The organism is Mucilaginibacter sp. P4_D1, from assembly GCF_056401935.1.
In genome coordinates, this window is sequence record NZ_JBFUIJ010000059.1 from 16,989 (window position 1) to 30,842 (window position 13,854).

Genomic DNA, 13,854 nt, shown 5'->3' on the forward strand with positions numbered 1-13,854 from the left:
GGCAGATTGTTATTTAACCACCTTCAACCTTACTGATGATTTTTCAACATCTTTAAGGCTGAGGCGAAGGAAATAACCGCATTGGCTTGCTGTTTCGCACATTTCCACATCATCTATCACGTAGGTCCAGTCGCCATTTTTAAAGGTATATGTCCAGCCGCCCTGGGTGCCTTGTGCTTCTGCAACACCATTGGTTAGTACCAGGTCGGGTTTTGACGAGGTAGGGTTGCCCTGGCTCCAGGATACATACCTCAGTTTTTGGCCAACCCTGTCAATACGGATCAGTAGTTTGGGCGATTGTAATACCAATATATTCTCGTCCCAATGGCTTACGGTTGGATATATTTTGCTTTGAATTTGTTTTGTCTGCAGGTTTTTCAGGTCGGTTTCCCGCTTGGAGCTATAATTAATAGCTTGTATCTTACCATCACTGTTTAACCATATATCGCCATCAAATGCGCCGCCAACCAGGCCATAGCCGCCATGGTGATCAAATACATCACTATCGGCAAACAGGGCTATTTTTTTCTTAAAAGCATCATCAAACAAAATAGGGAAATATGTCACAAATTCGTTAGCGCTGGTGATGTCTTTTAGCGGGTTTTGCCGTATTAAGGGATAGGCCACCAATTTTGATAGTTCCTGCGCTTTATTGGCCTTTATCAACTTAAATATTTCCTTATATCTTTTTATAATTGAAGCTGGTGCCTGGGCTTGTGTATTGGAGATGATAAATAAAAACAAGGCGAAAAAGATGATATTTTTCATGGGTTTAAAGCAAATTAATACCGTTAAGAACGGTATTTAAATATACATCTGTATCTTTAATTGACAAAGGCTATTTAACATTCAATCAGGAGGGATGAAAAATTCTGACATTACCAATCCGCTTTTCCGGGAGGCTGTGGAAGCTATTGAAACCGGCGATATTGGATTATTAACCGCTTTGATAACCGAAAACCACCATTTGGTACAAGATAAACTTGACCTTCCCGAACCTGGCTATTTCCAAAATCCGTACCTGCTTTGGTTTGTGGCCGATAATCCAATCCGCAATGGCAAGCTGCCGGCAAATATTGTGGATGTTACGCAGCTACTCATTGGCTACGTAAAAGAGTTTGCTGCCGGTACCATGCAACAACAGCTTGATTATGCCCTTGGCCTGGTAGCAACCGGGAGAATCCCCCGGGAATGTGGCGTACAGATAGCCTTGATGGATGTGCTGATTGATGCCGGCGCAACACCAGGCGGTGGTTTGGGGGCATTGGCGCATGGCAATTTTGATGCCGCCGCCCATTTAATTGTGCGCGGCGGCCAGCTTACACTGGCAGCAGCCATCGGGCTGGATAGAATGGACGATGTAATCCGTTTTACTGCCGGGGCAGACAAAGCCGAATTATTAGTAGCCTTAACCGTTGCCGGTTTTTACGGCAAGCCGCAAATGATAACCTACCTGCTAAACCTCGGTGCCGACCCGAATGGCTACCCGGAGAATAACGCGGGTTTCCACAGTCATGCTACTCCCTTGCACCAGGCTGTATATTCCGGCTCATTGGAGAGCGTAAAACTATTGGTCGAGGCCGGGGCGCGGCTGGATATGCCCGACAAGATATATAACGGTACACCCCTCGGCTGGGCTTTACACATGGAAAATGACGAAAGCCTGAACGATGAAGCGCGGAAGAATTTTGCGGAAATAGCGGCGTATTTAAGGGGATAGCCTCACCCAAACTCGCGCATCACTAAAAAAAGTTGTCATTTCGAAACGAGGTACGAGTGAGAAATCTTATATGCCCTGCATTCCGATAGGTCGGTTTGGAAGCAGGGCGTTCAAGATTTCTCACTCGCGCTCCCGCTCTTTGCCTCCCCTTGCTCCATCGAAATGACAATTTTCTTTTAATACCGTATCACTAAAAAAAACGTTGTCATACGAACGAACCTGTGGGGGAATCTTGCACCGGAGGTGAGTAGAAATCTTGTAAAAGCGGACATTCGGCCATGCAGGGCGTTCAAGATTTTTTGCTACGCTCAAGAGATAGTTTCTCTTTCGCGCTCCCGCTCTTTGCCTTCCCTTGCTCAATCGAAATGACAATTTTCTTTCAAAAAAGATGTGCGCATACGGTAGCTCCCAGGGGAGGTTTATAGGGTGCTAGTCTATTTTGTAGCTAAATTCTATCAACAGCACAACTTTTTGCTCTATCTTTATGGCACCTGATCATCTATATTTTTATGCCCATCCCAATAAAAAAAATACTCGTTAAAACGCTTAAAATTACCGGCATTACCCTGGTGAGCCTGTTGATATTAATGTTTTTACTGCCATACTTGTTTCCGCAAACTATTACCAATAAAATAAAACAATGGGCGGGCAGCAGTATCAATGGTAAGCTCAATTTTTCGGGTACAAGCCTATCTTTCTTTAAAAAATTCCCGGCGCTTACACTTACGTTGAACGATTTTTCGCTCAATGGTAGTGCCCCTTTTCAGAATGATACATTGGTAGCCGCAAAAGAAATTTCGCTGGCTATTGACCTTTCCTCGTTATTTAAAAGTAAAATCAACATTAACCGCGTTTACCTGAGCAAAGCCACAATCAATATCCAGGTAGATAGCGCCGGGCATGCCAACTATAATGTGTACAAGGCCAAGCCTGCCCAACCGGCGCAGGCAGTGGATACTGCAAGCGCATCATTAGGTATTGAGCAGATACTGATTGAAAAAAGCCACCTGGTTTATAACGATAAATCGATGCCATTACTGGTTGATGCCCGCGATTTTAACTATCAGGGCAGGGGCGACCTGAGCAAAGATGTGTTTGACCTGTACACCCACACCGAGATAGGTTCGATAGATTTTAGCTACGGTGGCCAAGCCTATATCTACCATAAAAAAGTAAATGCCGATTTGGTTACCAGCATCAACACCAAATCGCTTGCTTTTGTATTTCAAAAAAACGACCTCATGATTAATGCGTTGCCGGTTGATTTTAAAGGCAGGTTTGAATTTTTGAAAGATGGTTACGGTATGGATTTCAGGATAAAATCTGATCAGCAGGATCTGAGCGATATTTTTACCGCCCTGCCTGCCCAATATGCCAAGTGGACCGATGATACCGAACTGAATGGTAATGGGAAGATAACGATGTCGCTTGTTGGTAAGTACATTGCCGCCACCAAACAAATGCCTGATCTTGATTTCAGTATGAAGATCCGCGATGGTTATATCGCCAATAAAAAAACACCCGAGCCGGTAAAAAACCTCTACCTGAACATGGAGGCAAAAGCGCCGGGCTGTAATCCCGATAGCCTGAACCTGAATATCGACTCGGTGTATTTTAATATCGGAAAGGATTATTTCGGGTCGGTTATTAAGGTGAAAGGCGTTAAATCGCCGCAGATCTTCGCTAAAATTAATACCGAGATTGACCTGGAAAAATGGAACAAGGCTTTTGGCGTAAAGGCCTTTGATGTAAAGGGCCGCTACTCGCTGCACATGGTAGCCGAAGGTAAATACGCCACCGGGATCAGGAAAACAGGCATCAGGCATCATATTGATACCGTGATTACCAATATCCCTAAGTTTACGCTGCATTCTGCTTTCCGGGATGGCTACTTTAAATATGCCAAACTGCCCGAGGCCATGAAAAACGTAAGTTTTAACCTTGATGCCAACTGCCCCGACCAAAACCCGGCCCATGCCACCATGGCCATGACCAACCTGAATATTAACGCGCTGAACAACTATATTAAAGGTTATTTAAAACTAAGCAATACCGCAGGTGCCTTAATTGATGCCGACCTGAAGGCGAAATTTGATCTGGCCGATATTAAAAAGTTTTACCCGGTTGATAGCATTGGTTTGCGTGGCAATCTGGATGCCGACGTACAAACCAAAGGGAGGTATATCCCGGCCAAAAGAATATTCCCGGTTACCAACGTGCAGATTGATTTGCATGGCGGTTACATTCAAACCAAATATTACCCGCACCCGGTTGAAAACCTGGAGATAAGCACAGCTATCAGCAACAGCACCGGGTCATTAAAAGGTTTGATGGTTAATATCAAGCCGGTATCCCTCACCTTCGAGGGACAGCCTTTCATGCTGAAAGCCAACCTAAAAAACTTTGATAACCTGGATTATAGCATCAAATCGCACGGATCGTTGGATATTGGTAAAATTTACAAGGTGTTTGCCATGGCAGGATACAATGTAAAAGGGCTTATCACCACCAACCTGTCCCTTAAAGGTAAACAAAGCGACGCCACAGCCGGCCGGTATGATCAATTGGCCAACTCGGGCACCATGAAGGTGAAAGACTTGATTTTAACATCCGAGTTGTTCCCAAAACCATTCCTCATTAAAACAGGCTTGTTTAGTTTTAACCAGGATAAAATGAAATTCGATCAGTTTACCGCTAATTACGGTAAATCGGTTATTGTGCTTAACGGCGCACTGTCTAACGTGATAGATTATGCGGTAAAACCCAACTCGTCGTTAAAGGGGGAGTTTAATTTAAGCAGCGGGCTTATCATTGCCGATGATTTTACGGCTTTTGCCAGTGGCCCGTCAACCCCGAAAGCGGCTAAATCGGGCGTTATCCTCGTACCCGCCAACCTCGATCTTAGCTTTACCGCCGATGTTAAAAAAGTAAAATACAATGGCCTTGATATTAATGACGCCAAAGGGCAAATGAGCGTAAGCAAGGGCCAGATAGTTTTAAAACAAACAGGTTTTACCATGATAGGTGCGCCTGTGGTAATGGACGCCACCTATGGCAGCATCAGCCCGCAAAAAGCTTATTTTGATTATCATATTGATGCCAAAGATTTTGACATTAAAAGGGCTTATAAAGAGGTAAAGTTGTTTCATGACATGGCCACATCTGCTGCAAGTGCCGAGGGTATTGTATCGTTGGATTATAAACTAAGTGGCAAGCTTAACGGCGATATGAAACCCATTTATCCATCGCTGAAGGGCGGGGGAGTGCTTTCGGTTAAAAAGGTAAAGGTAAAAGGCTTTAAACTATTTAGTGCCGTGGGTAAAACAACCGGGCGCGATAGCCTGGGCGGTAAAAACGATGTAAGCAAGGTTGATATTAAAACCACTATAGCCAACAACATCATCACCATTCAACGTACAAAAATGAGGATGGCCGGCTTCCGCCCAAGGTTGGAGGGGCAGGTAAGTTTTGATGGCAAGCTGAACCTGCAATTCCGTCTTGGTCTGCCACCGCTGGGTATCTTTGGTATACCCATGACCATTACCGGTACACAGGAAAAACCCATAGTTAAACTGGGCAAGGGTAAAAAAGAAGACGAATTAAAGGAGACACCGGAAGGGGAGTAGGGAAAGCAATATGCCGATGAAAAAAATATTCGTATTTATAGTACTCGCGATGTTGAACCTTGTACTGTTTTTTGTACTCCAGATCATAGGTCAATTTGCCCGCTTTTTTATTTATGGCGAAAGCGCATCAGCCGATAAATATACCATTTGGGTTTCATTGGCATTTGTAATTATTCATATGGCTATTTTGATGGCCTTGCTTTGGAGACGGATTATTATAAAATCAACGGCGCTTTATATCGTAACTACGGTATCGGTTATTGCAATGTTCATTTATATGAATTTTACGTCGGGCAGATAGCTAATCCTATCGTATTAAACCCATTAGCTTCAGCACACCCTTCCCTTAATATCGGTTATGATAATATGCCAATCATCAGGGACGTCCCTAAATAAATCTTCTCTAATAAAAAGATCGCCAAGTGGGATGTTGTTAACCGGCAGGCCACCATAAAATTGATGTTGATTTGCTGACATGAATGTATAAATATACCAACCATATTAATTTAAACCGACAGGTTTTTGCCAACATGCTTTTTTTAGTGTTTTGGGCCGGTTTAAACCGAATTACGAAAAAGATAGCCGCAGGGATTAAAAAAGAAAAATATTATTTGCGTAACTCATAAGTTACATATATGTTTGTGTAACTCATAGGTTACATGTTATGCAAAGAGATTTAGTTATTAAATGGTATTTCGCCCACCCGGCAGAAAAAGTTTGGCGCTATTTAACCGATGCCGACCTGGTTAGCCAATGGTTGATGAAAAATGATTTTAAGCCGGTGGTTGGTCACAAATTTCAGTTTCACAGCAAACCATTACCTAAAATGGGCTGGGACGGTATTGTTTACTGCGAAGTACTGGAGATAATACCCCACCAAAAACTGGTTTACAATTGGAAAGGCGGACCCAGGCCCGGGGTAATTGAATTAGATACTGTACTTACCTGGACGTTAAGCGCCGACGGCGATGGTACCAGGCTGGTTTTGGAACATAGCGGTTTCAAAGGCTTCAAGAATATGATATCGAGCTTGTTTATGGAACGTGGCTGGAAGAAAGGAATCCCAAGGCGGTTGGCTAAATTACTAAACGATACAAAATGAGAGCGATAACAAACCCTTTTGAAGCCATTGCCGACAGCAACCGGCGGGCTATTTTAATGTTGCTATCACATGACAAGCAATCCATAAATACCATTGCGGGCAATTTTGATATCAGCCGGCCCGCGGTTTCAAAACATATAAAGGTGCTGTATGATGCCGGCCTGATAGTAATTACAGATAGCGGCCGTGAGCGCTATTGCGAATTGAAGGCAGATGGCTTTGAAGAAGTAAAACAATGGATTGAATACTTTGATGGTTTTTGGAAACAGAAATTAAACAACCTCGAAAATCTTTTAAACCAAAACGCTAAATAATATGAAAGCAATTGAAATTATCTCTATCCCGGTAACCAACCAGCAGGCAGCAAAGACATTTTACCAAAAACTGGGTTTCGAAGTTATTGTTGAAGCTCCTTTTGGGCCCAATGGTTCGCAATGGATCCAGATGGGATACCCAAACTCGGCTGTTTCTATCACCCTGGTAAACTGGTTTCCGGAAATGCCGGCAGGTAGCGTGCGCGGCTTTGTTATTAAAACCGACGATCTGGACGCCGACATTGCCGACCTTACCGCCAAAGGCATCCAATTAGGCAAGGTTGACGAAACGCCCTGGGGTAAATTCCTGGGTATTAAAGATCCGGATGGCAATGTGATGAGCTTGCATGGGGACTGAATGGATGTGCAGATAAAAGAATTATTTGAGGATTTGAAAATTTGAAGATTTGAAAATTGCCGGAATCGTGATAACCCTTTAGTCTGCTTAATCCAGGTTCAGACAAAATTCTGCTAATTCTCAAATCCAGCAAACGCTGATTTCAAATAATTCCCCGATATTTACCGGCATTGTAACAGCAAGCTAATGAATGATATGGCATCATTCCCGAAGATTTATTTGTATAGGCGTATTGTGCATGCCAAGCTTTTTATTGATGGCCATTATCACGAGGCTATTAACCTGGATGATATTGCCGATGAAGCTTTTTTCTCGAAGTTTCACTTTATCCGGCTGTTTAAAACCACTTATGGCAAAACCCCGCACCAGTACCTGATAGCGGTGAGGGTTGAGCAGGCCCGCCTGCTTTTACAGAAAGGCGCATCTGTAACCGGAGCTTGTTATGCTGTAGGTTTTGATAGTGTTACTTCTTTTTCGGCTTTGTTTAAAAAGATAATCCTCTTGTCGCCATCGGTATACCAGCAGCGGGAACTTCAAAGAGCCGCTGATATGGTGAAGGCACCGCTGAAATTTATCCCCAATTGTTTTGCGCAAGAAAATGGCTGGGTTTAAAACAGCAATTTTGGATAGGTGAAGACCGTTGCTAATATTCATATTTGATGCAAATAAACAATTGGCACCATGATCACAAAAATGAACCATGTTAGCATATTTGTTCTGGACCAGGACAGTGCTTATGATTTTTACGTTAATAAACTGGGCTTTAAGGTGCATACCGATGCATCCATGGGGCCGGGAATGCGCTGGCTTACCGTATGCCCGCCGGAACAGCCTGAACTGGAAATTTCGCTCATGGCCATTGCCGAAGGAATGATGTTTAAAAAGGATGCCGCCCAACAAATGCGCAACCTGGTAAGCCAGGGCACCTTTGGCTTTGGCGTATTTGAATGTAACGACCTGGTGGCAACTTACGAGGAGCTGAAAGCAAAAGGTGTTGAGTTTAAAAAAGAACCTACCAAAGAGTTTTACGGCTTTGAGGCACTGTTTAAAGACGACTCGGGCAACTGGTTTTCCTTAGGCGAAAAGCAAAAATAAAGGGATAGCGTTAAGTCAATAGTACAAAGTCGTAAGCCAAAAGGTGGATTTTTTCTTTTTTGACTTGGAACTTAAGACTTTTGACTTAAAGCTGTCCGTCAATTCATCGTTGACACTACATTAATAATACCTGCTGCAGATAACCTGTATCATGATGATGGCCGAATATACCGGGAATAATAAAACAACCGGTAACACGATTGCTTTTAACCGCGCGAAGGTGTTATTTACAGGATAACCACATAAAGCCAGTGCGATAAAAGGAAAAATAGGAATGAGGTACCGGCCCTGCATACCGCCGAGGGTTGGCGATTCGAGGGCTGTCCAGGTAACATATTGGGCCGATATAACCGCGACGATGGTGAGGATACCGCAAACCAGCAAAGCTATCCTGAGCCTGGTGCTGCCTTTGAAGCCCAGGCTGACCATGATACCCAAAACGAGGCAGATGTATGCATTGCGGTAATAAATATCGGGTAACTGCACATCGAGCCAGGCCAGTACGCCTACAAACATACGGGCTACGTTTTGTAATGCCGTTTTATCAAAATCAAAAAACATGCCCATGAACCTGAATGGGTGGTGCAAAATGTACAATACCTGTAATTTTGAGTTCAGTCTCATTTCGGCTGGTGCAAACTTGATCATGAAACTGCCGTGATTGATGATGAGCCAAAGCACCAATACCGCAAAAGGGACAATAATGCCAGCCGCCTTTTGTTTTGGGCTAAGGTTTAAAAACAGGAATAAAAAAGCGAAGATGATGTAAGGCGGCTTGGCAATGCCGATGATAGCTACCAGGATAACCATAGTGTACAGTTTCCATTTGGGCCGATGGCTATCGCCAAAGGCGAAATCGTCTATAAACCCAACGAGTAAAAAAGAACAGCTGATTAAAACAGCGTCCTGGCTTACCGAAGCGAATAATGATACCGTCATCGGGAAAAGTAGCACGATGAATAATAAAATATTACTTTGCCTGGCCAGCATCAGGGCAAAAAAGCATAGCGTTACGCACAGTAAACCATTCAATATCCTGGAAAGGTACAGTGTATTCAGGATGCTTAAATGAAGCAGCTTACCCACCCCAATACCCAGGGCCTGCATTAAATAAACAACCGGCGGATAAATGGCCGTATTGCCAAAATTGAAATATATGGTGCCGGCGTGCCACTGTAAGTTTTTGGCGCTATCTGTTTTTAACGCCGCCACTTTTATATTGCCGTTGCGTGCAAGGGGGCTATAAATATGATCGAGCTGGTAAATGCCCTTATCAACCATGAAGCCGCCCCTGTCTGGGTAAACAATAGCTGGGTCTTTGGATATGGAATCGGCGGCGGTAATGGGGTGCGCCTTGTCGTACACAAAAGTGGGGACCAATTCAAGCCTTGAAACCTGTTCGGCGCGGGCAAAATGGTTGGGCTCGTCGGGGCTTTGAAAAGCCGGGGTTATTATGGCAATGATAACCACCAGCGGCACCGCATACAAAAGGTATACGTAATGCAGGCGCTGCAGAAGGCTGCTGTAAAAAGTATTAAAAGTAAACATAGGCATCAGCACAAATCAATAGCGAAGCTAAGGATTATGCGCGAAGAAAAGCCAGGGTACTTAACATACTATCCTTTTAGACACCCGGCTTTAAGCTTTAAGCCTTTTGCCTTAGGCTTTTTCGCATTATACCCATTGATCTACAATATTCCTTAAATCGCCGGCGTTAAGGGGTTTTACAATAAAGTCAGATACCTGTTCCATGGCTTTGGCGCGTTTAAAGTCGTCTTCGTCAATTGACGAACTTACAATATAAATCAGTATTTTTTTGCCAAGGCGGGGCACCAGCTTTATAAATTCATCCAAAAACTGCCAGCCGTCAAGTACCGGCATGTTTAAATCAAGCAGGATCATATCCGGCAGATTGCTGATAAGTTCAAGGCAATTGTGAAAGAAATCGATTGCGACCTGGCCGTTATGAAAAAAAATGGTTTTTTCGGCAACTTCCGCTTTGGCAATAATGCGTTTGATGGTAAAAGTGTAGATATCATCATCATCTATCACACAAAGAGTATTAATTTTTTTCATTAAAGGTTATTTTAAATGTGCTGCCGCTATTGGGTTTGCTTGTTACGGTTATTTGCCCGCCTTGCGAGTCGACCTGGGTTTTGGTTAAAAACAAACCAACGCCATGTGAGTCTTTGCGGTCATGAAAAGTTTTATAAAGGCCAAAAATCTTTTTTTCGTGTAGCTTCAGGTCAATGCCGATGCCGTTATCGGTACATTCTAAAACGGTGTCCCCGTTTTCGTCCTTGTATGTTTTTAATAAAACCCTCGGCTCGATGCCCGGCTTACGGTATTTTATTGCATTACTTAACAGGTTCATCAGGATACTTTCCAAATAAATTTTAGGGAAAATAACCTCTTCAACCTCAAACTGCTGCGTAACTACCGCGTGGTTTGCGGCTACGTCCGACTCGATAATTCCCAGAATTTTAGTGGTTATTTCCTTAAAGTTTATCCGCTCGGCTTCTATGATCTCGTCTTTAATTTTAATGGCGTATGATAAATCTTCGAGTGTGGTATTCAAGCCTTCCGAAATTTTTCTAATCTTCTGAAATAGTTCGCCGTTCTCTTCATCCAACGTGCTTTCATCAACTAATGACGATACCAGCGAAATATTACTGGCATGGTTACGGATGTTATGGGACAGGATGTGGGTAAAGTTTTTGAGCTGCTGGTTGTTTTTGGTAACCATTTCTACCGTTTTGTTTAACGACAGTTCATTCAGTTTGTATTTATCAATATCCATAAATACACCTCTTAATTTGGTGGGCTTACTTTGCTCATCGTATAACATCTCGCCGCGGGCGCGCACCCAGACCCGATTGTTTTTGGCCGTTATCAGTTGCACTTCCAGATCATAACCCGTGCCTGTATCCCGGCACTCGTTTAATGCCTGGGTCATTATCGTCAAATACGGTTCGGCGTAAAACCGGCTGAAATCATAAAAAGTGGGGTCATAATCATAGGGCAGTTCATGGATATCAAAAATAGTTTTTGACCAGGTTACTTTATTAGTAAGCAAATCCATTTCCCAGCCGCCAAATTTACCCATTCGGCCGGCCTCCAGTAATAGGAACTCGCTGGCAGCCAGCTTTTCTTCGGCAATTTTACGCTCATTTATTTCTTTTTGCAGTTCGTTTACAGACCGTAACGAAAGCACCGTGGGCATTATCCGGTATAGCGCATATACCGTCGTTACCGATACAATACCGGTAAGTAACCTCAACAGCGCGCTCAGGCGATATGCCGGCCACCAAAAAATGCCGGCATCAATAAAATGGGTAATGCCGCATAAAACAATAAAAACAACAAACAACCAAAGTATTTTTGGAAAGGGTACATCCTTACGCTTGGTGAGCAGGACGATAAGCAACAGCGGGATTGCAAAATAAGATACTGCTATGAGCAGGTCCGAAAAAATATACAGCCAGCCATGGAATTCGCTCCACGTGCCGCAATGCCATCGGGCGGGCCAGTTGCTGGTGTCAAAGATACCAGAAAAAAAATCCTTTACCTGTTGGTAAAGCCCTGCCTTGGCAATTGCTGCTCGTTGCACGTTGCCGCATCGGGCACCACAAGCGCTATTCGCTTTTGATGCTAATGAGTCTGGTTTAATCAATGTAAATTATCAGTTTTCGCAACCGACAATTTACATTTTTTATTTTAACTTACAATAGTTAAATTGAATTTAACTATTTGTTAATCAAGTTAATAAATTTTCTATTTGTGAATAGAAAATACCAAATTGCAGTAAAAATAACCGTCGTATTTACAGGTTTATTTTACAGGGGCACTTTCCTTTTTGCTGGCTGGCGACTTAGGAGCGGCTGTTTTGGTAGCTGTTTTGTCAACTTTAGCAACAGGCGCCGGAGATGCGGCTTCTTTAACTATTGGTAAAGCGGCTTCTTTAACTTCAACAACAATTCCTTTGGTTTTTTTGGTTGGCGCTGCTGGTTCGTCTTTTTTGTCGCTTATTTTTGCTGCAATTGCTTTGGCCAAATTTTTAGAAGCTTTTTCAATTGCCTTGGTCAGGCCTTTTAATTCTGGCTCAAATTCGCTCACGATGGTTTTTAACTGAGCCGTAAATTTATCGTTTAATTGTTTTTTAAGAGCCTTACGAGCTTCTTTGGCTACAGATTTTATTTTTTTATCTTTCATATGTTGGGGGATGGAAAAAATTCAGGTTTACGCAAGAATTTGATTTCGGCACAAAGGTACGTTAACTAAATGCTATTTTAATATTATGTTTATGTTAACACCGTTGCCTAATGTTAATTGATTGTTAATTGTGTTGGTTGGTACTATTCTGATTGTTAATTGGTTGCGTTTGAATAACTGGTATTTAAAACAGGCTTATTACCTTATTTACTTAGGAACGGCTTAATACTCCTTTTGCCGGCGATAAATGGGCATTCCAAAAAAGTGCAATCGCATTGTTAATGAGCCTTTAAACGGYCTTAATCCGGTGCTTTATCCTATTAATTGTATTAAAAAAACAACTTGTTGAAACTTGTACCTATATTTCGTGATGAAAATACACTGATGGAAAAAAGAGGCTCAGACATTTACCTTACCGCCAAAAAAATATGGGGCACTGCCATTAAAACCGACGCTGTTCACGTAGAAGAGTTGAAGATTGAAATTGAGTTTCATAAACGGCTGTTAAGTGTTTTTCAGCCGGGCCGGCATTACTACATGGTATTTAATGTTTACCATATGGAACTGGAGTTTATAAGCCCCGAGATAGCCGATGTGCTGGGTTTTGCACCTGAAGAAGTGAACGCTATGTTTTTTTTAGACAGGATACACCCGGATGATAAACCCTGGTTTCTGGGTTTTGAAGGCCGGTCGACGGAGTTTTTGACTAAATTACCATTGGCAAAAAGAGGTAGCTACAAATACATGCACGATTATAGGATTAAAGCTAAAAACAACAACTATATCCGTTTGCTGCACCAAATAATACCCATAGAGTACGACGAAAATAGCTATTACCGAAGCCTGGTACTGCATACAGATATCTCGCACATTAAACCCGAAGGCAAGCCTTGCTTTTCAATCATTGGCCTGGATGGGCAGCCATCCTATTACAATATACAGGATACTGTAACATTCACCCACTCGTCTGATCTATTTACAAAACGGGAGAAGCAAATTTTAAAACACATTGTAGAAGGCCGGAACAGTAAGGATATCGCTGCCGAATTATACATCAGTATCCACACCGTTAATACCCACCGGAAAAATATTCTAAGTAAAGCAGGTGTAAAAACCCCCCTGGATTTGCTGAGGAAAGTAATAAGCGAAGGGTGGGTGTAGCTTATAGCAATCCTTTTAATCTTTGGGTAATGATGCCAAAAATAGTTGGTGGAATTAGCTAAAAAAAGCAGTATATAGCAAATGCAGATATAAGAGTACCCAGGCTCTGCAGAGGTGCAACCTRCCAGCAATAATATTTGCGAACGATACCATGGCCGGACGAAAGTCCGGCTTTTTTTATTCATGGTAGAGTTCAAATATGGCTAAGAAAACCTATTGCCATTTTGTTTATTCTTGAGGAACAAGTACCATAGAATAAACTCTTT

Annotated in this window: 14 protein-coding genes; 9 read left to right on the forward strand and 5 right to left on the reverse strand. The window is 42.7% G+C overall.

The window, feature by feature from the left end:
- Positions 1-9: 9 nt before the first annotated feature.
- A complete protein-coding gene (locus AC1DV1_RS28355; RefSeq protein WP_477367081.1) occupies positions 10-768 on the reverse strand; it encodes a hypothetical protein in 759 nt (252 codons plus the stop codon).
- Between the two features lie 94 nt (positions 769-862).
- Here AC1DV1_RS28355 and AC1DV1_RS28360 point away from each other — a divergent pair, with 94 nt between their 5' ends.
- The 8 genes from AC1DV1_RS28360 (at position 863) to AC1DV1_RS28395 (ending at position 8,215) form a co-directional block, all read left to right on the forward strand.
- The gene (locus AC1DV1_RS28360; RefSeq protein WP_477367084.1) at positions 863-1,720 is read left to right on the forward strand and encodes an ankyrin repeat domain-containing protein; all 858 of its coding nucleotides are present in this window, start codon (positions 863-865) and stop codon (positions 1,718-1,720) included.
- Positions 1,721-2,229: 509 nt separating this feature from the next.
- Positions 2,230-5,346 (forward strand): AsmA family protein, encoded by a 3,117-nt coding sequence (locus AC1DV1_RS28365; RefSeq protein ID WP_477367087.1) that lies wholly within the window; start codon positions 2,230-2,232, stop codon positions 5,344-5,346.
- A 16-nt stretch (positions 5,347-5,362) separates the two neighbouring features.
- The gene (locus AC1DV1_RS28370; RefSeq protein WP_477367090.1) at positions 5,363-5,647 is read left to right on the forward strand and encodes a hypothetical protein; all 285 of its coding nucleotides are present in this window, start codon (positions 5,363-5,365) and stop codon (positions 5,645-5,647) included.
- 363 nt (positions 5,648-6,010) lie between these two features.
- The gene (locus tag AC1DV1_RS28375; protein ID WP_477367094.1) at positions 6,011-6,448 is read left to right on the forward strand and encodes an SRPBCC family protein; all 438 of its coding nucleotides are present in this window, start codon (positions 6,011-6,013) and stop codon (positions 6,446-6,448) included.
- Positions 6,445-6,762 carry an ArsR/SmtB family transcription factor gene (locus AC1DV1_RS28380; RefSeq protein ID WP_477367097.1) on the forward strand — a complete coding sequence of 106 codons (318 nt, stop codon included), beginning with the start codon at positions 6,445-6,447 and terminating at the stop codon, positions 6,760-6,762. Before AC1DV1_RS28375 ends, AC1DV1_RS28380 begins: the two co-directional genes overlap by 4 nt.
- A 1-nt stretch (position 6,763) precedes the next feature.
- Positions 6,764-7,120: a VOC family protein gene (locus tag AC1DV1_RS28385; RefSeq protein WP_477367100.1), complete on the forward strand. Its 357-nt coding sequence runs from the start codon at positions 6,764-6,766 to the stop codon at positions 7,118-7,120.
- 186 nt (positions 7,121-7,306) lie between these two features.
- Positions 7,307-7,732 (forward strand): helix-turn-helix domain-containing protein, encoded by a 426-nt coding sequence (locus tag AC1DV1_RS28390; RefSeq protein ID WP_477367103.1) that lies wholly within the window; start codon positions 7,307-7,309, stop codon positions 7,730-7,732.
- A gap of 69 nt (positions 7,733-7,801) precedes the next feature.
- Positions 7,802-8,215, forward strand: coding sequence for a VOC family protein (locus AC1DV1_RS28395; protein WP_147056794.1), 414 nt, complete (start codon positions 7,802-7,804; stop codon positions 8,213-8,215).
- Positions 8,216-8,335: 120 nt separating this feature from the next.
- On the opposite strand, the gene AC1DV1_RS28400 is transcribed toward AC1DV1_RS28395, so the two are convergent.
- The 4 genes from AC1DV1_RS28400 to AC1DV1_RS28415 form a co-directional block, all read right to left on the reverse strand.
- Positions 8,336-9,763, reverse strand: a complete 1,428-nt coding sequence (locus tag AC1DV1_RS28400; protein WP_477367106.1) for a DUF2142 domain-containing protein — start codon at positions 9,761-9,763, stop codon at positions 8,336-8,338.
- 126 nt (positions 9,764-9,889) lie between these two features.
- Positions 9,890-10,291 carry a response regulator gene (locus AC1DV1_RS28405; RefSeq protein WP_477367109.1) on the reverse strand — a complete coding sequence of 134 codons (402 nt, stop codon included), beginning with the start codon at positions 10,289-10,291 and terminating at the stop codon, positions 9,890-9,892.
- A complete protein-coding gene (locus AC1DV1_RS28410; protein WP_477367112.1) occupies positions 10,278-11,888 on the reverse strand; it encodes a sensor histidine kinase in 1,611 nt (536 codons plus the stop codon). The genes AC1DV1_RS28405 and AC1DV1_RS28410 overlap by 14 nt, the downstream gene beginning before the upstream one ends.
- A 158-nt stretch (positions 11,889-12,046) precedes the next feature.
- On the reverse strand, positions 12,047-12,427 hold the full coding sequence (locus tag AC1DV1_RS28415; protein WP_477367114.1) for a hypothetical protein: 381 nt from the start codon (positions 12,425-12,427) through the stop codon (positions 12,047-12,049).
- 345 nt (positions 12,428-12,772) lie between these two features.
- On the opposite strand from AC1DV1_RS28415, the gene AC1DV1_RS28420 reads away from it, so the two are divergent.
- The gene (locus AC1DV1_RS28420; protein WP_477367117.1) at positions 12,773-13,588 is read left to right on the forward strand and encodes a LuxR C-terminal-related transcriptional regulator; all 816 of its coding nucleotides are present in this window, start codon (positions 12,773-12,775) and stop codon (positions 13,586-13,588) included.
- Positions 13,589-13,854: the final 266 nt, after the last annotated feature.